General features: G+C 56.3%; 18 protein-coding genes. 13 read left to right on the top strand and 5 right to left on the bottom strand.

Annotated elements, in window-relative coordinates; all coding sequences use genetic code 11:
- Positions 1–55: 55 nt before the first annotated feature.
- Positions 56–685, bottom strand: coding sequence for a GSH-dependent disulfide bond oxidoreductase (gene yfcG, locus BHE81_RS11560; protein WP_004174988.1), 630 nt, complete (start codon positions 683–685; stop codon positions 56–58).
- A 180-nt stretch (positions 686–865) separates the two neighbouring features.
- Here yfcG and yfcF point away from each other — a divergent pair, with 180 nt between their 5' ends.
- The 3 genes from yfcF to yfcD all read left to right on the top strand — a co-directional run bounded on the left by yfcF (position 866) and on the right by yfcD (position 2727).
- Positions 866–1504, top strand: coding sequence for a glutathione transferase (gene yfcF, locus BHE81_RS11555; RefSeq protein WP_004174989.1), 639 nt, complete (start codon positions 866–868; stop codon positions 1502–1504).
- A gap of 62 nt (positions 1505–1566) precedes the next feature.
- Positions 1567–2118 (top strand): phosphodiesterase, encoded by a 552-nt coding sequence (gene yfcE / locus BHE81_RS11550; RefSeq protein WP_004174991.1) that lies wholly within the window; start codon positions 1567–1569, stop codon positions 2116–2118.
- Positions 2119–2175: 57 nt separating this feature from the next.
- On the top strand, positions 2176–2727 hold the full coding sequence (gene yfcD, locus BHE81_RS11545; protein ID WP_002913197.1) for an NUDIX hydrolase YfcD: 552 nt from the start codon (positions 2176–2178) through the stop codon (positions 2725–2727).
- Between the two features lie 92 nt (positions 2728–2819).
- On the opposite strand, the gene pta is transcribed toward yfcD, so the two are convergent.
- Positions 2820–4967 (bottom strand): phosphate acetyltransferase, encoded by a 2148-nt coding sequence (pta, locus tag BHE81_RS11540; RefSeq protein WP_002913196.1) that lies wholly within the window; start codon positions 4965–4967, stop codon positions 2820–2822.
- A 200-nt stretch (positions 4968–5167) separates the two neighbouring features.
- Positions 5168–6370 carry an acetate kinase gene (gene ackA, locus BHE81_RS11535; RefSeq protein ID WP_002913195.1) on the bottom strand — a complete coding sequence of 401 codons (1203 nt, stop codon included), beginning with the start codon at positions 6368–6370 and terminating at the stop codon, positions 5168–5170.
- Between the two features lie 337 nt (positions 6371–6707).
- Here ackA and yfbV point away from each other — a divergent pair, with 337 nt between their 5' ends.
- The 4 genes from yfbV (at position 6708) to BHE81_RS11515 (ending at position 10325) form a co-directional block, all read left to right on the top strand.
- Positions 6708–7163: a terminus macrodomain insulation protein YfbV gene (gene yfbV / locus BHE81_RS11530; RefSeq protein WP_002913194.1), complete on the top strand. Its 456-nt coding sequence runs from the start codon at positions 6708–6710 to the stop codon at positions 7161–7163.
- Positions 7164–7250: 87 nt separating this feature from the next.
- On the top strand, positions 7251–7745 hold the full coding sequence (locus tag BHE81_RS11525) for a YfbU family protein (protein WP_002913193.1): 495 nt from the start codon (positions 7251–7253) through the stop codon (positions 7743–7745).
- Positions 7746–7756: 11 nt separating this feature from the next.
- Positions 7757–8416 (top strand): sugar phosphatase, encoded by a 660-nt coding sequence (locus BHE81_RS11520; RefSeq protein WP_004174996.1) that lies wholly within the window; start codon positions 7757–7759, stop codon positions 8414–8416.
- Between the two features lie 76 nt (positions 8417–8492).
- Positions 8493–10325 carry an SLC13 family permease gene (locus tag BHE81_RS11515; RefSeq protein ID WP_004149189.1) on the top strand — a complete coding sequence of 611 codons (1833 nt, stop codon included), beginning with the start codon at positions 8493–8495 and terminating at the stop codon, positions 10323–10325.
- 44 nt (positions 10326–10369) lie between these two features.
- On the opposite strand, the gene yfbR is transcribed toward BHE81_RS11515, so the two are convergent.
- Both yfbR and alaA read right to left on the bottom strand, forming a co-directional pair.
- The gene (gene yfbR, locus BHE81_RS11510) at positions 10370–10969 is read right to left on the bottom strand and encodes a 5'-deoxynucleotidase (protein ID WP_002913188.1); all 600 of its coding nucleotides are present in this window, start codon (positions 10967–10969) and stop codon (positions 10370–10372) included.
- Positions 10970–11050: 81 nt separating this feature from the next.
- A complete protein-coding gene (gene alaA / locus BHE81_RS11505) occupies positions 11051–12268 on the bottom strand; it encodes an alanine transaminase AlaA (RefSeq protein ID WP_110246491.1) in 1218 nt (405 codons plus the stop codon).
- 872 nt (positions 12269–13140) lie between these two features.
- On the opposite strand from alaA, the gene BHE81_RS11500 reads away from it, so the two are divergent.
- The 6 genes from BHE81_RS11500 to nuoF all read left to right on the top strand — a co-directional run bounded on the left by BHE81_RS11500 (position 13141) and on the right by nuoF (position 19587).
- Positions 13141–14067 (top strand): LysR family transcriptional regulator, encoded by a 927-nt coding sequence (locus BHE81_RS11500; RefSeq protein WP_023301697.1) that lies wholly within the window; start codon positions 13141–13143, stop codon positions 14065–14067.
- A 651-nt stretch (positions 14068–14718) separates the two neighbouring features.
- The gene (gene nuoA, locus BHE81_RS11490; RefSeq protein ID WP_002913181.1) at positions 14719–15165 is read left to right on the top strand and encodes an NADH-quinone oxidoreductase subunit NuoA; all 447 of its coding nucleotides are present in this window, start codon (positions 14719–14721) and stop codon (positions 15163–15165) included.
- Positions 15166–15180: 15 nt separating this feature from the next.
- Positions 15181–15855 carry an NADH-quinone oxidoreductase subunit NuoB gene (nuoB, locus tag BHE81_RS11485; protein WP_002913178.1) on the top strand — a complete coding sequence of 225 codons (675 nt, stop codon included), beginning with the start codon at positions 15181–15183 and terminating at the stop codon, positions 15853–15855.
- An 86-nt stretch (positions 15856–15941) separates the two neighbouring features.
- On the top strand, positions 15942–17750 hold the full coding sequence (nuoC, locus tag BHE81_RS11480; RefSeq protein WP_002913162.1) for an NADH-quinone oxidoreductase subunit C/D: 1809 nt from the start codon (positions 15942–15944) through the stop codon (positions 17748–17750).
- Between the two features lie 2 nt (positions 17751–17752).
- A complete protein-coding gene (nuoE, locus tag BHE81_RS11475; protein ID WP_002913160.1) occupies positions 17753–18253 on the top strand; it encodes an NADH-quinone oxidoreductase subunit NuoE in 501 nt (166 codons plus the stop codon).
- Positions 18250–19587: an NADH-quinone oxidoreductase subunit NuoF gene (gene nuoF, locus BHE81_RS11470; RefSeq protein WP_002913158.1), complete on the top strand. Its 1338-nt coding sequence runs from the start codon at positions 18250–18252 to the stop codon at positions 19585–19587. The genes nuoE and nuoF overlap by 4 nt, the downstream gene beginning before the upstream one ends.
- Positions 19588–19600 lie beyond the last annotated feature (13 nt).

The following is a 19600-nucleotide window of genomic DNA, read 5'->3' as shown; positions in this document are numbered from 1 at the left end:
CTCCGTGGTGTAAGTCCTGCAATCATACAACAAAGAGCGACGGGCGAGCAGGGGGTTAATAAAGCTGAATTTTTAACATCGCTTCCGCCGTTGCCGGCCGCTGCTTAATGCGCTCATACCAGTTGTGCACCGCCGGATAGTTCGCCAGATCGATACGCTGTCGGACATGGCAGTTCACCCAGGGCCAGGCGGCGATGTCGGCGATACTGTAGTGGTCGCCGCCAAGCCACGGGCTGCATCCCAGACGCTGATTTAGCACCCCATACAGTCGTTGGGTTTCCACCTGAAAACGTTCAATAGCGTAGGGCACGGTTTGCGGCGCGGAGTGGGAAAAATGTTGATTTTGCCCCAGCATCGGCCCCAGCCCGCCGACCTGCCAGAACAGCCACTGCAGCGTGACGTAGCGTTCCCGCAGCTCGCCGCTCAGCAGCTTACCGCTTTTTTCCGCCAGATAGAGCAGGATGGCGCCGGACTCGAAAACGCTCAACGGCGCCCCGCCGTCAGCAGGCATGTGGTCGACGATAGCCGGAACTTTATTATTCGGCGAAATCGCCAGAAACTGCGGATGAAATTGTTCCCCTTTGCCGATATCGACCCGAATTAGCCGATAGGCTAGCTCCGCCTCTTCGAGGAACAGGGTGATTTTGTGGCCGTTTGGGGTGGGTGCATAGTAAAGATCGATCATAATATTTCCCGCCGTCGTGGGTCGCAAACTGTTCGAGTATAGGTGAAGCTGCGCCACCCGGGAGAAATTCCGCAAGCGACCCGGCAGCCAGGCGACAAGTCGTCCGCGCTCGAGCAGTGACATCGCCTGTAAGACAGGCTATGTTGGCTTATTGTCCTGTCTACCACCCTTGAGGAAGCTATGAGCCAGCCTGTCATTACCCTGTGGTCCGATGCCGATTTTTTCTCACCGTACGTGATGTCTGTCTATGTCGCTCTGCAGGAAAAAAGCCTGCCTTTTACCCTTAAAACCGTCGACCTGAACCGCGGCGAACATCTGCAGGCGGGCTGGACAGGCTATGCCGCCACCCGTCGCGTACCGCTGCTGGAGGTTGATGATTTCGCGCTAAGTGAGTCTTCGGCGATTACTGAGTATCTGGATGAGCGTTTCGCGCCGCCGGAGTGGGAGCGCATCTACCCGCATGATCTGCAAAAACGAGCCCGCGCCCGGCAGATCCAGGCCTGGCTGCGCAGCGATCTGATGCCAATTCGTGAAGAGCGATCCACCGCCGTGGTGTTTGACGGGGCGAAAATGCCGGACCTCAGCGAGGCCGGCAGGCAATCTGCGGAAAAGCTGTTTGCCACCGCCACCACGCTACTGGCCCACGGCGGGAAAAATTTATTTGGCGAATGGTCTATTGCCGACGCAGACCTGGCGCTGATGCTCAATCGCCTGGTTCTCAATGGCGATAAGGTACCGGAGGCGCTGGCTGATTATGCGTCTTTCCAGTGGCAGCGGGCCTCAATCCAGCGTTACGTGGCGCTTTCCGCCAAACGCTGAGGCTGATAACCCGCCGCGCTTCCGCTATCATAGAGGCATCGTAACCAGTGGAGATGGAACCTATGAAGCTGATGTTTGCCTCCGATATTCATGGTTCGCTGCCCGCCACGGAACGCGTGCTTGAACGGTTCGCGCAAAGCGGCGCCAGGTGGCTGATCATACTCGGCGATGTGCTCAATCACGGTCCGCGTAACGCGCTGCCTGAGGGGTATGCGCCGGGTGAGGTGGCGGAGCGGTTGAACAGCGTGGCGGAACGCATTGTTGCCGTTCGCGGCAACTGCGACAGCGAAGTGGATCAGATGCTGCTTCGTTTTCCAATGACCGCGCCCTGGCAGCAGGTGCTTAGCGAACGCTATCGCCTGTTTCTGACCCACGGGCATCTCTATAGTCCGGATAATCTGCCGCCGCTGGCCGCTGGCGATGTCCTGGCATATGGCCATACTCATATACCGGTCGCGGAAAAACGCGGCGCAATTTACCTCTTTAATCCCGGCTCAGTGAGTATCCCGAAAGGGGGATATTCCGCCAGCTATGGGCTGCTGGATCAGGGGCGGCTGCAGGTTTTAGCACTCAATGATAATCAGGTTATTGCAGAGGTTGCAATTTACCCGTAATTTAGCCCTCAATCATAAAGACGCGCCGCGAGAGCGCATTTAAAGTAAGGTTTCCTGATGGCGGAACAGAATCATTTGGCAAGCACAGAATGGGTCGATATTGTTAATGAAAACAATGAGGTGATAGCTCAGTCCAGCCGCGAGCAAATGCGCGCGCAGTGCCTGCGCCACCGGGCGACCTATATCGTCGTTCATGACGGAATGGGGAAAATTCTGGTGCAGCGACGCACCGAGACAAAAGACTTTCATCCGGGCATGCTGGATGCCACCGCTGGCGGCGTCGTGCAGGCTGATGAGCAGCTGCTGGAATCGGCCCGTCGCGAGGCGGAAGAGGAGTTAGGCATCGCCGGGGTGCCGTTTGCCGATCACGGCCAGTTTTATTACGAAGACAAATTCTGCCGCGTCTGGGGAAGTCTGTTTAGCTGCGTCTCCCACGGGCCGTTCGCCCTGCAGGAAGAAGAGGTCAGCGAGGTGTGCTGGTTAACGCCGGAAGAGATCACCGCCCGCTGCGATGAGTTCACGCCGGACTCCCTGAAAGCGCTGGCGCTGTGGATGACCCGCAACGCCGGTAATGAGTATGATGATGCGGAAGAGAGCGAGCGCGAATAAAGATCGCAAACGCGCGACAGCAATCGTCGCTCGCCTCCTGACGACAAAAAGGCAGCCATTCGGCTGCCTTTTGCTTTGACCACAGCGGCAGATTACTTCTGCTGCTGAGCCGATTGGATCGCGGTCAGTGCGATGGTATAGACGATATCGTCTACCAGCGCGCCACGGGACAGGTCGTTGACCGGCTTGCGCATACCCTGCAGCATCGGCCCGATGGAGATCAGGTCGGCAGAGCGCTGTACCGCTTTGTACGTGGTGTTACCGGTGTTCAGATCCGGGAAGATGAACACGGTCGCGCGGCCAGCTACCGGTGAGTTCGGCGCTTTGGACTTCGCTACGTCAGCCATCACCGCGGCGTCATACTGCAGCGGGCCGTCGATCATCAGGTCAGGACGTTTTTCCTGGGCCAGACGGGTCGCTTCGCGGACTTTCTCGACATCGCTACCCGCGCCGGAGGTACCGGTGGAGTAGGAGAGCATCGCCACGCGCGGCTCGATGCCGAAGGCAATCGCGGATTCAGCGGACTGAATAGCGATTTCCGCCAGCTGCTCGGCGGTCGGGTCCGGGTTGATCGCGCAGTCGCCGTAAACGTAAACCTGTTCCGGCAGCAGCATGAAGAACACGGAGGAGACCAGCGAGCTGCCCGGCGCGGTTTTGATCAGCTGCAGCGGCGGACGAATGGTGTTGGCAGTGGTGTGAACCGCGCCGGATACCAGACCGTCGACTTCGTCCTGTTCCAGCATCAGGGTGCCGAGAACCACGTTGTCTTCCAGCTGCTCACGCGCGACCGCTTCGGTCATGCCTTTGTTCTTACGCAGTTCGACCAGGCGACCCACATAGCTTTCGCGAACCACTTCCGGATCGACGATTTCAATGCCGGCGCCAAGCTCAACGCCCTGGGCCGCGGCTACGCGGTTGATCTCATCCGGGTTACCCAGCAGGACGCAGGTGGCGATCCCGCGTTCAGCGCAAATCGCCGCCGCTTTCACGGTACGCGGTTCGTCGCCTTCCGGCAGAACGACACGTTTGCCGGCTTTGCGCGCCAGCTCGGTCAGCTGGTAGCGGAAGGCTGGCGGAGAGAGACGGCGGCTGCGCTCGGATGTCGCGGTCAGCGATTCGATCCAGTCGGCGTTGATGTAGTTGGCCACGTATTCCTGAACTTTCTCGATACGCTCGTGATCGTCAACAGGTACTTCGAGGTTAAAGCTCTGCAGGCTCAGGGAGGTCTGCCAGGTGTTGGTGTTGACCATGAATACCGGCAGGCCGGTCGCGAAAGCGCGTTCACACAGCTTGCTGATGCGCGCGTCCATTTCATAGCCGCCGGTCAGCAGAATGGCGCCGATTTCCACGCCGTTCATTGCCGCCAGGCAGGCCGCAACCAGCACGTCAGGACGGTCTGCGGAGGTAACCAGCAGAGAACCAGGGCGGAAGTGTTCCAGCATGTGCGGGATGCTGCGCGCGCAGAAAGTCACGGATTTCACGCGGCGGGTATTGATATCGCCTTCGTTAATGATGGTCGCATTCAGATGGTGAGCCATGTCGATCGCGCGGGTCGCGATCAGATCGAAGCTCCATGGCACTGCGCCCAGCACCGGCAGCGTACTGCCTTTCTGCAGCTGAGCCGGGTCAATCTTCACGATTTTTGCTTTCGACGAGTCGTCGAAAATTTCCGACAGGTCAGGACGGGTACGGCCCTGATCGTCGACAGGGGCATTCAGTTTGTTGACGATAACGCCGGTGATGCTGGTATTTTTGGCGCCGCCAAAGCTGTTACGGGTCAGTTCGATACGCTCGTTCAGCTGTTCTGGCGTGTCGGTGCCCTGAGACATCACGAAGACGATTTCAGCGTTCAGCGTTTTGGCGATTTCAAAGTTCAGCGCCTGGGCGAACTGATGCTTACGGGTCGGTACCAGGCCTTCCACCAGCACCACTTCCGCGTCCTGAGTATTCGCGTGGTAGTTGGCAATGATCTCTTCCATCAGCACATCTTTCTGATTGCTGGAGAGCAGAGACTCAACATGGCTCATCTTCAGCGGTTCAGCGGCGGTGGTGGTGGAGGAGCTGGCGCGAACGATGGTGGTGGTCTGGTCTGGGGCATCGCCACCGGAACGCGGCTGGGCGATAGGTTTAAAGACGCTCAGACGAACGCCTTTGCGTTCCATAGCGCGGATCACACCGAGGCTGACGCTGGTCAGACCTACGCTGGTACCGGTAGGAATTAACATGATAGTACGGGACACGGTATATCCTCTTTCGTTACCGCCAGTATCAGGCGGGATACAAAACAGCACCGCCAGCTATCCGTCATATTTCAAGTTGCACGTGCGTTGGCTCTACTTGCTCACCCCGGTGGCGTACGCGCTGTACGCGGCCGGGGTTTTGCTGTGTCGCCGCCTTCCTGCAGCTCGAATTATTGCGGGTCAGGGCTGGCGATGTGGAATTATGCGGTCAGACGGCTGGCGTCTTGCGCGATGACCAGCTCTTCGTTGGTCGGGATAACCACGGCAGGACGGGTGCCTTCTTTGTTGATGAAGCCAGACTTGCCGAAGCGGGCAGCAAGGTTACGCTCATGGTCAACTTCAAAGCCCAGTACGCCCAGTTTACCCAGCGACAGCTCACGCACCATCGCGGCGTTTTCACCGATACCACCGGTGAAAATAACGGCGTCAAGACGGCCGTCCATCAGCGCGGTGTAGGAACCGATGTATTTCGCCAGGCGGTGGCAGTAAACGTCCATCGCGCGTTTAGCGTCGGCTTTTTCCTGATAGTTGTCTTCCACGTAGCGGCAGTCGCTGGTGACTTCGGTCAGACCCAGCAGGCCGGACTCTTTGGTCAGCATTTTGTTGATCGCGTCAACGCTCATGCCCAGGGTGTCGTGCAGATGGAAGATGATGGCCGGATCGATGTCACCGGAGCGGGTACCCATCACCAGGCCTTCCAGCGGGGTCAGACCCATGGAGGTGTCAACGCATTTACCGTTACGGATAGCGGAAACAGAACCACCGTTGCCGAGGTGGCAGGTGATGATGTTCAGCTCTTCCACCGGCTTGTTGAGGATCTTAGCGGCTTCCTGAGTCACGTAGAAGTGGCTGGTGCCGTGCGCGCCGTAACGACGAACGCCGTGCTCTTTGTACAGGCTGTACGGCAGGGCGTAGAGATAGGATTCTTCCGGCATGGTCTGATGGAACGCCGTATCGAATACAGCCACGTTTTTGTCTTTCAGGTGCGGGAAGGATTTCAGCGCTTCAGCGATGCCGATCAGGTGTGCCGGGTTGTGCAGCGGTGCGAAAGACGCGGCGTCTTTAATACCCTGAATTACGGACTCGTCGATCACCACGGAGCTGGTGTATTTTTCACCGCCGTGTACGATACGGTGGCCGATTGCGGTCAGCTGAGCAGACAGTTCTGGTTTTTGTGCCAGAATAGTGTTAACGATAAAGTTCAGCGCTTCACTGTGCGCGGCGCCCGCGCCTAACTCGGCTTCTTGTTTGCTGCCGTCCATTTTCCATTTGATACGGGCTTCCGGCAGGTGGAAGCATTCCGCTAAACCGGACAGATATTCGTCGCCGTTCACGGCGTCAAGGATAGCAAATTTCAGAGAGGAGCTACCGCAGTTCAGAACCAGTACTAACTTACTCGACATGGAAGTACCTTTTTATGATACGTGGCTAAAAAAACGTCAGTGTGTCATTAGCGTAGCGCAGGATGACCTCGACATTTATGATTAACATCATGCCTTGTTCTGTTTTCGGGCACGATGAGAGAAGTACATTTGATTTTATGCCATTTTGCATAATTTTCAGCCAATGGCAGAATATGCGATAATTTGACTAGCCTGGCAAAGAGTCTAACCGCCCTTTCAGGCGGGCACAGGATACCTGATTGCGGCATCCTTTGCCAAAATCTTTTGAACGATGTCATGCATAGTTGGTGTTTTGCACGAATTTTTTAAGTTTTATATGTAAAGTTGAGGTAAAGCCATGTCGACCCCTGAGAAACGCCCCGTTAGCTTCTTTAGCTTGTTCAACCGCGGGCAGCATTACGCAAAGACCTGGCCTCTCGACAAGCGCCTCGCACCGGTGTTTATTGAAAACCGCATTATTCGTGCCACCCGCTATGCCATCCGCATCATGCCGCCAATCGCCATTTTTACCCTCTGCTGGCAGATAGCTCTTGGCGGCCAGCTGGGCCCCGCCGTCGCTACCGCGCTGTTTGCGCTGAGCCTGCCGATGCAGGGACTCTGGTGGTTGGGTAAGCGTTCGGTGACGCCGCTGCCGCCCTCCATTCTTAACTGGTTCTATGAAGTGCGCGGTAAACTGCAGGAGGCGGGGCAGGCGCTGGCACCGGTCGAAGGCAAGCCCGATTATCAGGCGCTGGCTGACACGCTTAAGCGCGCCTTCAAACAACTGGATAAAACTTTCCTTGATGATTTGTAATTCACTACGGAAAACGCATATAAAAGAAGGCGCATGATTTATGCGCCTTCTTTATTTCACGCCCTACCGTGCTACAGGAGTCACAACATGGAAATGACCAATGCGCAGCGTCTGATTTTATCCAATCAGTACAAAATGATGACGATGCTCGACCCGGATAATGCGGAACGCTACCGTCGTCTGCAAACCATCATAGAGCGAGGGTATGGGCTACAGATGCGTGAACTGGACCGCGAGTTTGGCCAGTTGACGGAAGAAACCTGCCGTACCGTTATTGATATCATGGAGATGTACCACGCGCTGCACGTCTCCTGGACCAACCTGAAAGACGCGGCGGGTATCGATGAACGCCGGGTCACCTTCCTCGGATTTGATGCCGCCACCGAAGCGCGTTATCTCGGCTATGTGCGTTTTATGGTCAACGTTGAAGGCCGCTACAGCCATTTTGACGCCGGTACCCATGGCTTTAACTCGCAGACTCCGATGTGGGAGAAATATCAGCGGATGCTGAGCGTCTGGCACGCTTGCCCGCGCCAGTATCATCTGAGCAGTAATGAAATTAATCAAATTATCAACGCCTGAGGGAGGTGCCCGTGCAGTGTAAAGGTTTCCTGTTCGATTTAGACGGGACGCTGGTGGATTCCTTGCCGGTGGTGGAGCGTTCATGGTGCAAGTGGGGGGATCGTTTCGCCATTGACCATGATGAAATTCTCAGTTTTATTCACGGCAAGCAGGCCATTACCTCCATTCGCCATTTTATGCCGGGGCGCAGCGAGGAGGATATCCAGGCCGAATTTCGCTACCTCGAGCAGATAGAAGCCACTGATATTGAGGGTATCGTCGCGCTGCCGGGGGCATTAGCCCTGCTGAATACGCTCAATGAGGCCGGGATCCCGTGGGCGATTGTCACCTCCGGCTCGATTCCGGTTGCCCACGCGCGTCACCGCGCGGCGGGCCTGCCGATGCCTGAGGTGTTCGTCACCGCCGAGCAGGTGAAACACGGCAAACCGGCGCCGGACGCCTATCTGCTGGGCGCCGAGCGGCTGGGTCTGCCTGCCGGGGAGTGCGCGGTGGTGGAAGATGCGCCGGCGGGGCTCCTCTCCGGACTGGCGGCCGGCTGTCGCACTATCGCGGTCAACGTGCCCGCCGATGCCCCTCGCCTGGATGAAGCCGACCTCGTGCTGAGCAGCCTGGAAGATCTGGTGGTTGAACGCCAGACTGACGGCGTGGTAAATGTGCGTCTTAAAGCGTAAACCCATGATTTCGCCCCGCGTCGTCGGGGCTTTTTTATGCCACTATGTCGACTCCCACTTGTGACAAGGAAACGTTGTGAACGGTGAATTGATTTGGGTTTTATCCCTCCTGGCCATCGCGGTTGTGCTGTTTGCTACCGGCAAGGTGCGCATGGATGCTATCGCCCTGATGGTCATTGTCGCCTTTGTCCTCAGCGGAACGCTGACGTTAAATGAAGCTTTTTCCGGATTCAGCGATCCTAACGTGATCCTGATTGCCGCCCTGTTTATTATCGGCGATGGCCTGGTGCGCACCGGAGTCGCCACCAAAATGGGGGCATGGCTGGTGAGCGTGGCGGGGAACAGCGAAACCAAAATGCTGATCTACCTGATGCTCACCGTCGCCGGTCTGGGCGCGTTTATGAGCTCCACCGGGGTGGTCGCCATTTTCATCCCGGTGGTACTTAGCGTCTCGGCGCGGATGAATACCTCGCCATCGCGGCTGATGATGCCGCTGAGCTTCGCCGGGCTTATCAGCGGGATGATGACCCTGGTGGCGACGCCGCCCAACCTGGTGGTCAACAGTGAATTGCTGCGCGAGGGACTGCACGGCTTCAGCTTTTTCAGCGTCACGCCGATTGGCCTGGTGGTGCTGATCCTGGGCATCGTCTATATGCTGGCGGTGCGCTTTATGCTGAAGACGGATAATGGCGACTCCGCACGCGATGGGCGAAAAAGAAGCACCTTCCGCGATTTGATCCGCGAGTATCACCTCACCGGCCGCGCTCGCCGGCTGGCCATCCGCCCGGGTTCGCCGATGATCGGTCAGCGGCTGGATGATTTAAAGCTGCGTGAGCGCTACTGCGCCAACGTGATCGGCGTTGAACGCTGGCGGCGGTTCCGCCGGGTAATTGTCAACGTCAACGGGGTATCGGAATTTCGCGCCCGCGACGTCCTGCTGATCGATATGTCCGCCTCCGATGTCGATTTACGCCAGTTCTGCGGCGAGCAAATGCTTGAGCCGATGGTATTGCGCGGCGAGTATTTTGCCGATCAGGCGCTGGATGTGGGGATGGCGGAGGTGGCGCTGATCCCGGATTCAGAGATGATTGGCAAAACGGTGCGTGAGATAGCCTTCCGCACCCGGTTTGGTCTCAATATCGTCGGCATGAAGCGCGATGGCAAAGCGATGGATGGTTCGGTGGTCGATGAGCCGCTGCAGCTCGGCGATATCCTGCTGGTGGTCGGCAACTGGCGGCAAATTGCCCTGCTGGCGAAGCGCGGCCGGGATTTCGTGGTACTCAATATGCCGGTTGAGGTCGATGACGCTTCGCCGGCCCACAGCCAGGCTCCGCATGCGATTTTCTGCCTGGTGCTGATGGTAGCCCTGATGCTCACCGATGAAATTCCCAACCCGATTGCCGCGATTATCGCCTGTCTGCTGATGGGCAAATTCCGCTGCATCAATGCCGAAAGCGCCTACAAGGCGATCCACTGGCCGAGCATTATTTTGATTGTTGGGATGATGCCGTTTGCCCTGGCGCTGCAAAAAACCGGCGGGGTGGATCTGGTGGTGAAGGGACTGATGGATGTCGCCGGAGGCGAGGGGCCTTATCTGATGCTCGGCTGCCTGTTCATGATGTGCGCGGCGATTGGGCTGTTTATCTCAAACACCGCCACGGCGGTGCTGATGGCGCCTATTGCCTTAGCGGCGGCGAAGTCAATGGGCGTCTCTCCCTATCCTTTTGCCATGGTGGTGGCGATGGCGGCTTCGGCGGCGTTTATGACCCCGGTCTCCTCGCCGGTTAACACCCTGGTGCTTGGCCCGGGCAAGTACTCATTTAGCGATTTTGTCAAAATAGGCGTGCCCTTTACCATACTGGTGATGGTGGTCTGCGTCCTGCTGATCCCGGTACTGTTTCCGTTTTAAGATATTCTGGCCGGGTAGAGCACAACCGCCGCCCGGCCAGAACCTTACAGCGGCGAATCCTGGCTAATTTCGTCCAGCGACAGCTGGAAGCTTGGGACGAACACTTGCATAAAGTAATCCATCTCCGCGCTGCGCCGCGATGCCAGGGTCTTTTCCAGCCGACCTTTGGCCAGCAGAAATTCGTTATTGCCTGCAGACAGCTCTTCGAGGCACTTCAGGTAAGCGCAGAGGGCGTCAGCCTGTTTAACGATCGACTGCTCTTCCTCACTGTAGTGATGCTCATCAATCAGCGGCTCGAAAATATCGCGCAGCTCGTCAGGGACCATATCCACCAGCTTTTGCTGAGCAATTTTCTCAATCGCCTTATATTCCTGGGCAATCTGCGAATTGAAATATTTCACCGGAGTAGGGAGGTCGCCAGTTAGTACTTCCGAGGCATCATGGTACATCGCCAGCAGGGCGATACGCTCGGCGTTGACCTGGCCGCCAAATTTGCGGTTTTTAATCGCCGCCAGCGCGTGGGCGACCATCGCCACCTGCAGGCTGTGTTCGGAGACATTTTCGGTGCGCACGTTGCGCATCAGCGGCCAGCGGTTAATCAGTTTCAGGCGGGAGAGGTGGGCAAAGAAATGACTCTGACTCATAGGGACCCTTAATCAGTGACAACATCGGGTTCCATTGTGCGCAGGGATCGCCGCCGGATGCAAATGCCGGCGGCGGCGCGATTAAAGCTGATGGTAGCCGGAGAGGAAGCGGCCAAAGCGGGAGATAGCCATCTCCAGGTCGTCTTCGCGCGGCAGGGTCACGATGCGTACGTGATCCGGCCACGGCCAGTTAAAGGCGGTGCCCTGCACCAGCAGGACTTTCTCCTGCAGCAGGAAGTCGAGCACCATTTTCTGGTCGTCATGAATATTGAAGCGTTTGGCGTCGATTTTCGGGAACATATACAGCGCGCCTTTTGGCTTCACGCAGGAGACGCCCGGAATATCGTTGATAAGCTCCCAGGCGCGGTTGCGTTGTTCATACAGGCGTCCGCCGGGGATGATGAATTCGCTGATGCTCTGATAGCCGCCCAGCGCCGTCTGGATAGCATGCTGGGCCGGCACGTTGGCGCAAAGACGCATTGAAGCCAGCATCTCCAGCCCTTCGATATAGCCCTTCGCGTGTTTTTTCGGGCCATTCAACACCATCCAGCCCTGACGGAAGCCGGCAACGCGGTAGGTTTTCGACAATCCGTTAAAGGTCACCGTCAGCAGGTCCGGCGCCAGGGCGGCAATAGAGTGATGCTGGGCTTCGTCGTAGAGGATCTTGTCGTAAATTTCATCGGCGAAAATGATCAGATTATGCTGACGAGCGATCTCCACGATCTCCTGCAGCAATTCTTTGGAATAGACCGCGCCGGTGGGGTTGTTAGGGTTAATGATCACGATCCCGCGGGTGCGCGGTGTGATTTTTGCGCGGATGTCGTCCAGATCCGGAAACCAGTCAGAGGATTCGTCACACAGATAGTGCACCGCTTTGCCGCTGGAAAGCGACACCGCCGCCGTCCACAGCGGGTAGTCCGGGGCGGGAACCAGCATCTCATCGCCGCTGTTTAACAGCGCCTGCATCGCCTGCACAATCAGCTCGGACACGCCGTTGCCGATATAGATGTCTTCCACCGTGACATCGCGCATACCCCGGGCCTGGTAATGCTGCATGATAGCTTTACGCGCCGAGTACAATCCTTTCGAATCGCAGTAACCCTGGGCGGTAGGCAAATTGCGGATGACGTCGACGAGGATCTCGTCAGGGGCCTCGAAGCCGAATGGCGCCGGGTTGCCGATGTTCAGTTTCAGAACCTTATTGCCTTCTTCTTCAAGACGTTTGGCTTCTATCAGAACCGGGCCGCGGATGTCATAACAGACGTTCTCTAACTTGCTGGATTTTTCGATGGGGGACATGAATCTTGACCTTTTAGCTGTTATCGCCACTCCCTGCCGTGGAAGTCAGCACGGAACAATGTACTCCCCCTCCCCGCTGTTTTGAAGGCTTTGCAGGAGAAGATTTTGCTAACGCCGGATTTTAAGTGCAATTGATTTATCTACCGATTGCGGATTTGGTCTGTAGCTTATGCCTTTTTATGTCTATTTTTTGGTCTTAAATATAGATTTAATAGCGATTTTGCCATCATTTATCTCGTTTGTTTGCCCGGTAATATGGGGAGGGAGAAGGGGGAGTCGCTAAAAAACGCTATCCTGCATACAAGCGCGATTGGCTTGTAATTTTGATGTTAAATAATTTTAATAAAAAACAGCGTGCGACCACATTATTATTATTTTTAGCGGGTAATAATCTGAGGTTTGTTAATTAATATAAAATGTTGAAAAAAATTTAAAATTGTCTCAGTTAATCCTTATTAAGGCTTATAAAAAGGAGGGGGATAGGTTAGAATATCACCGTTAATATCCGTGTTAACCGCCAAGAACTGCGGTTGCATTGAGAATTAATATATTGTTATTACAGGATTTTATTGTTCCTTTTCTGCCGGAAAGCTACGCCAGAAGAGCGATTTTCTCAGCATCACTGACCGGGTTCCCGCGGCGACGTATGGCGCCTGGCTGGTCGTGGTAATAAATAATAATGAGAAATACGAACAATATATTACTCCGCAGTTCTGCGCATTTGCCCAGACGAGTACTTTGGCATGTAATAACGTTCGTCCAGTTGTTTATCCGCCGTCAGACGGTGAGCACGAGGCTCAGGGAATAGCCGGAAACCTGGCGTAAAGCATCAACAAGGCAGGTCAGCGTTAGCCACCTGTAAGTGAAGAAAGATGATTAATACAACTCGTCCCATACTCAACCTCGATCTCGATCTGCTGCGTACCTTTGTCGCGGTCGCTGATTTGAACACTTTTGCCGCCGCCGCCGCCGCAGTGTGTCGTACTCAGTCCGCGGTCAGTCAGCAAATGCAACGCCTGGAACAGCTGGTGGGCAAAGAGCTTTTCGCCCGCCACGGCCGCAATAAGCTGCTGACCGAGCAGGGGATCCAGCTGCTGGGCTATGCCCGCAAAATTCTCCGTTTTAACGATGAAGCCTGTATGTCGCTGATGTATGGCAGCCTGCAGGGGGCTCTGAGCATCGGCGCGTCAGAAGAAACGGCTGACACCATCCTGCCGTTTTTGTTAAACCGCATCGGCTGTTTCTATCCCAGAATGACGTTGGAGATCAAAGTTCACCCCCATGCCGCCATCATGGAGATGCTGGCCGAGGGGCTGGTCGATCTGGCGTTGACCACCCATCAGCCTCCCGGCTTTACCTCTTTCACCCTGAGAACATCACCTACTCTCTGGTATTGTGCAGCGGAATATGTGCTGGCGAAGGGGGAATCTATCCCCCTGATCCTGCTCGAAGAGCCAAGTCCATTCCGCCAGGATATTATCGCCGCGCTGGAAACTGCTCGCATCAGTTGGCATCTGGCCCACGGAGCTTCCTCGCTATCGGGCGTGAAAGCGGCGGTGAAGGCCGGGCTGGGCGTGACGGCACGCCCGGTCGAAATGATGAGCCCGGATCTACGCGTGGCTGGCATCAGTGAGGGGTTACCGGCGTTGCCGGACACCCGGTACGTCGTCAGCTGCAATCCGCGGACGGTGAGCGAACTGCCGCAGGCGATTTTTCAGTCTCTGAGCCAGGAGATCCATCCCTGGGAAACGGGCACAGCACTTACTCCGGAAGAGGGAGGGAATACCTTGGTTTTGTAAGGGTATTCTTGCTAACAAAGATCACAAAAACTGGTAACAGAATGTAAGTGCCCAAAAAGAGCCTCAGGAGTTGGTTTCCCGCCTGGCGGCTCTTTTTTTTGCACTCTTATTGATGTTTTGAATCTTTTTTGTATTTCTTTGCAGAAAAATCAGCGTATTGGCGTGACAAGGCGCTCAGCTTGTCGACTTTTCCCTGCACTTTCAACACTTCCTGCTAATGTTAAAAAAACGGATGGATTGTTGCCGATTTCCTGGGGTAATTAACAAAACCGTGTCGCAGATCAAGAAAATACCCCTCTTTGGGGGGAGGAATCGAGGCTAAATCCTGTCAAAATAGAAGGGATTTTTGATTTACGACGGAAACGGACACGATTCAACAACACTAAAACCGAACAGTATGCAAGGTTATTTCGCAGAAAAGGGCATTTAATGTTAATGAAAAGATTCCAATGTAAATTAATGTTATGAAAACTTTTGTTAAAGTTGACAAAAGGTTAAAGAAAGGGGTAAAAAGCCACGGCATCTGGGCTTCTCACATCGACCAGGGACGCTTTTTTGCACGGTTATTTTTTATTCCTCCCGTGAAACGCTGTGGCGTTCATCTGCCAGTAAGAGCAGAGGGTTTTGGCGCTACACTTTTTTGGTTAAGCAATGCGTATGTCAACATCCACTGAAGTCATCGCTCATCATTGGGCATTCGCTATATTTCTCATCATCGCTATCGGCCTGTGCTGCCTCATGCTCGTCGGCGGCTGGTACCTTGGCGGTCGCGCGCGCGCGCGTAGTAAAAACACGCCGTTTGAATCGGGGATCGACTCCGTCGGTTCGGCCCGCTTACGTCTTTCTGCGAAGTTTTATCTGGTTGCCATGTTCTTCGTTATCTTCGACGTGGAAGCCCTGTATCTCTACGCATGGTCGACCTCTATCCGCGAGAGCGGCTGGGTCGGCTTTGTGGAAGCCGCAATTTTCATTTTAGTGCTACTGGCTGGTCTGGTTTATCTCGTTCGCATCGGCGCACTGGACTGGACGCCTGCGCGTTCCCGTCGCACGCTGGTTAACCCGGAAACAGACAGTCCCACTAACCGTCATATGCAGTAAAAGCGAGGCAATAAGATGGATTATACGCTCACCCGCATAGATCCTAACGGTGAGAACGACCGTTACCCCCTGCAGAAACAGGAGATCGTTACCGATCCTCTGGAGCAGGAAGTCAATAAAAGCGTGTATATGGGGAAACTCGAACACGCGCTGCATGACATGGTGAACTGGGGCCGTAAGAACTCAATTTGGCCGTACAACTTCGGCCTTTCTTGCTGTTATGTGGAAATGGTGACGTCATTCACTGCGGTGCATGACGTTGCGCGTTTTGGGGCAGAAGTTCTGCGCGCCTCTCCGCGTCAGGCGGACCTGATGGTGGTCGCGGGAACCTGCTTTACCAAAATGGCGCCGGTTATTCAGCGTCTCTACGATCAGATGCTGGAGCCGAAGTGGGTGATCTCCATGGGCGCCTGCGCCAACTCAGGCGGGATGTACGACATCTATTCCGTCGTCCAGGGCGTGGATAAATTCATTCCGGTCGATGTGTACATCCCGGGCTGCCCGCCGCGTCCGGAGGCCTATATGCAGGCGCTGATGCTGCTGCAGGAGTCCATTGGTAAAGAACGTCGTCCGCTCTCATGGGTGGTTGGCGATCAGGGCGTTTATCGCGCCAATATGCAGTCGGAACGCGAGCGTAAACGCGGCGAACGTATTGCAGTGACCAATCTGCGGACGCCGGACGAGATTTAATTTGCGCCTGCGGGCGGGAGAACCACTTCGCAAATCAATCTACAACAGCGCGAAGTCTCGCCGGCAGTCACCACGGACCTTTTGCAATGGTGAACAATATGACCGATTTAACCGCGCATGACGCCGCACCAGCCTGGCAAACCCGCGATCACCTTGATGACCCGGTGATTGGCGAACTGCGCAACCGCTTTGGGCCGGATGCCTTTACCGTTCAGCCAACCCGTACCGGCGTACCGGTGGTATGGGTGAAGCGTGAACAGCTGCTGGAGGTGGGTGATTTCCTGAAGAAATTGCCGAAGCCTTACGTGATGCTGTTTGACCTGCACGGCATGGACGAACGTCTGCGCACGCACCGCGATGGCCTGCCCGCCGCGGATTTTTCCGTTTTCTATCACCTGATCTCCATCGATCGCAACCGCGACATCATGCTCAAGGTGGCGCTGTCGGAAAACGATCTGCATCTGCCGACCTTCACCAAACTGTTCCCCAACGCCAACTGGTATGAGCGTGAAACCTGGGAAATGTTTGGCATTACCTTCGATGGTCACCCGAACCTGCGTCGCATCATGATGCCGCCGACCTGGGAAGGTCACCCGCTGCGTAAAGATTATCCGGCGCGTGCCACCGAGTTCGACCCGTTTGAGCTGACCAAAGCCAAACAGGATCTGGAGATGGAGGCGCTGACCTTTAAACCGGAAGAGTGGGGCATGAAGCGCGGCACCGACAACGAGGACTTCATGTTCCTCAACCTCGGTCCGAACCATCCATCGGCGCATGGTGCGTTCCGCATTATTCTGCAACTGGACGGCGAAGAGATCGTCGACTGCGTACCGGATATCGGTTATCACCACCGCGGCGCCGAGAAGATGGGCGAGCGTCAGTCCTGGCACAGCTACATCCCGTATACCGACCGTATTGAATATCTCGGCGGCTGCGTCAACGAGATGCCGTACGTGCTGGCGGTGGAAAAACTGGCTGGGATCACCGTACCGGATCGCGTGAACGTGATCCGCGTGATGCTCTCCGAGCTGTTCCGCATCAACAGCCACCTGCTGTATATCTCGACCTTTATTCAGGACGTCGGCGCGATGACGCCGGTCTTCTTCGCCTTTACCGATCGGCAGAAAATTTACGATCTGGTGGAAGCGATTACCGGGTTCCGTATGCACCCGGCGTGGTTCCGCATCGGCGGCGTCGCGCACGATCTGCCGCGTGGCTGGGATCGCCTGCTGCGTGAGTTCCTCGAGTGGATGCCGAAGCGTCTGGACTCCTATGAGAAGGCCGCCCTGCGCAACACCATTCTGAAAGGCCGTTCCGTCGGCGTGGCAGCCTATACCGCCAAAGAGGCGCTGGAGTGGGGCACCACCGGCGCAGGCCTGCGCGCCACCGGTATCGACTTCGACGTGCGTAAATGGCGTCCTTACTCTGGCTATGAAAACTTCGACTTCGAAGTCCCGACCGGGGGGGGCGTCTCAGACTGCTACACCCGCGTGATGCTGAAAGTAGAAGAGCTGCGCCAGAGTCTGCGCATTCTTCAGCAGTGCCTCGATAACATGCCGGAAGGCCCGTTCAAAGCGGATCACCCGCTGACCACGCCGCCGCCGAAAGAGCGCACGCTGCAGCATATCGAAACCCTGATCACCCACTTCCTGCAGGTATCGTGGGGCCCGGTGATGCCGGCCAACGAATCTTTCCAGATGATTGAGGCGACCAAAGGGATCAACAGTTACTACCTGACCAGCGACGGCAGCACCATGAGCTACCGTACCCGCGTGCGTACGCCGAGCTTTGCGCACCTGCAGCAGATCCCGTCGGCGATCCGCGGCAGCCTGGTATCCGACCTGATCGTCTATCTGGGTAGTATCGATTTTGTTATGTCAGACGTGGACCGCTAATTATGCACGAGAATCAACAACCACAAACCGAGGCTTTTGAGCTGAGTGCGGCAGAGCGTGAGGCTATTGAGCACGAGAAGCACCACTACGAAGACCCGCGTGCGGCGTCCATCGAAGCGCTGAAAATCGTTCAGAAACAGCGCGGCTGGGTGCCGGATGGCGCGATCTACGCCATCGCCGATGTGCTGGGGATCCCGGCCAGCGACGTGGAAGGCGTGGCGACGTTCTACAGCCAGATTTTCCGCCAGCCGGTTGGCCGTCACGTGATCCGCTACTGCGACAGCGTGGTATGCCACATCACCGGCTATCAGGGTATTCAGGCCGCCATTGAGAAGAAACTGAATATCAAGCCGGGGCAGACCACCTTTGATGGCCGCTTTACCCTGCTGCCGACCTGCTGCCTGGGTAACTGCGACAAGGGACCGACCATGATGATTGATGAGGATACTCACAGCCATCTGACGCCGGAGGCAATTCCTGACCTGCTGGAGCAGTACAAATGAAAACCGTAATTCGTACTGCGGAAACGCATCCGCTCACCTGGCGCCTGCGCGACGACAAGCAGCCGGTGTGGCTGGACGAGTATCGCAGTAAAAATGGCTATGAAGGGGCGCGTAAAGCCCTGACCGGGATGGCCCCGGATGAGATTGTCACGGCGGTAAAAGACGCTGGCCTGAAAGGGCGCGGCGGCGCGGGCTTCTCCACTGGTCTGAAGTGGAGCCTGATGCCGAAAGACGAATCCATGAACATCCGTTACCTGCTGTGTAACGCCGATGAAATGGAGCCGGGCACCTATAAAGACCGCCTGCTGATGGAGCAGCTGCCGCACCTGCTGGTGGAAGGCATGCTGATCTCCGCGTTTGCGCTGAAAGCGTACCGCGGCTACATCTTCCTGCGCGGGGAATATATTGAAGCGGCCCAGCATCTGCGTCGCGCGATTGCTGAAGCCACCGAAGCGGGTCTGTTGGGGAAAAACATCCTCGGCACCGGGTTTGACTTCGAGCTGTTCGTGCACACCGGGGCAGGGCGCTATATCTGCGGCGAAGAGACGGCGCTGATCAACTCCCTGGAAGGCCGCCGCGCCAACCCGCGATCCAAGCCGCCGTTCCCGGCGAGCTCCGGCGTCTGGGGCAAGCCGACCTGCGTCAACAACGTAGAAACCCTGTGCAACGTGCCAGCGATCCTCGCCAACGGCGTCGAGTGGTACCAGAACATTTCCACCAGCAAAGATGCTGGCACCAAGCTGATGGGCTTCTCCGGCCGGGTAAAGAATCCGGGCGTCTGGGAGCTGCCGTTCGGCACCACTGCCCGCGAGATCCTCGAAGATTACGCCGGCGGTATGCGCGATGGCCTGAAGTTTAAAGCCTGGCAACCGGGCGGAGCAGGGACCGACTTCCTCACCGAAGCGCACCTCGATCTGCCGATGGAATTCGAAAGCATTGGTAAAGCGGGCAGCCGTCTGGGCACCTCGCTGGCGATGGCCGTTGACCACGAGATCAACATGGTCTCGCTGGTGCGCAACCTTGAAGAGTTCTTTGCCCGCGAGTCCTGCGGCTGGTGTACGCCGTGCCGCGATGGTCTGCCGTGGAGCGTGAAGATCCTGCGCGCCCTGGAGCGCGGCGAAGGCCAGCCTGGCGATATCGAAACCCTTGAGCAACTGTGTCGATTCCTGGGCCCGGGTAAAACCTTCTGCGCGCACGCGCCGGGCGCGGTCGAGCCGCTACAGAGCGCGATTAAATATTTCCGCGAAGAATTCGAGGCTGGCATTAAGCAGCAGTTCAGCAATACCCATGCAATCAACGGGATTCAGCCGAACCTGCTTAAGACGCGCTGGTAATCTAAAGGTTTTT

The sequence above is a fragment of the Klebsiella sp. AqSCr genome (assembly GCF_008452795.1).
Taxonomy (GTDB): domain Bacteria; phylum Pseudomonadota; class Gammaproteobacteria; order Enterobacterales; family Enterobacteriaceae; genus Klebsiella; species Klebsiella pneumoniae.
The sequence above is the reverse complement of the archived record's forward strand: the minus strand, read 5'-3'. Positions and strand labels throughout refer to the sequence as shown.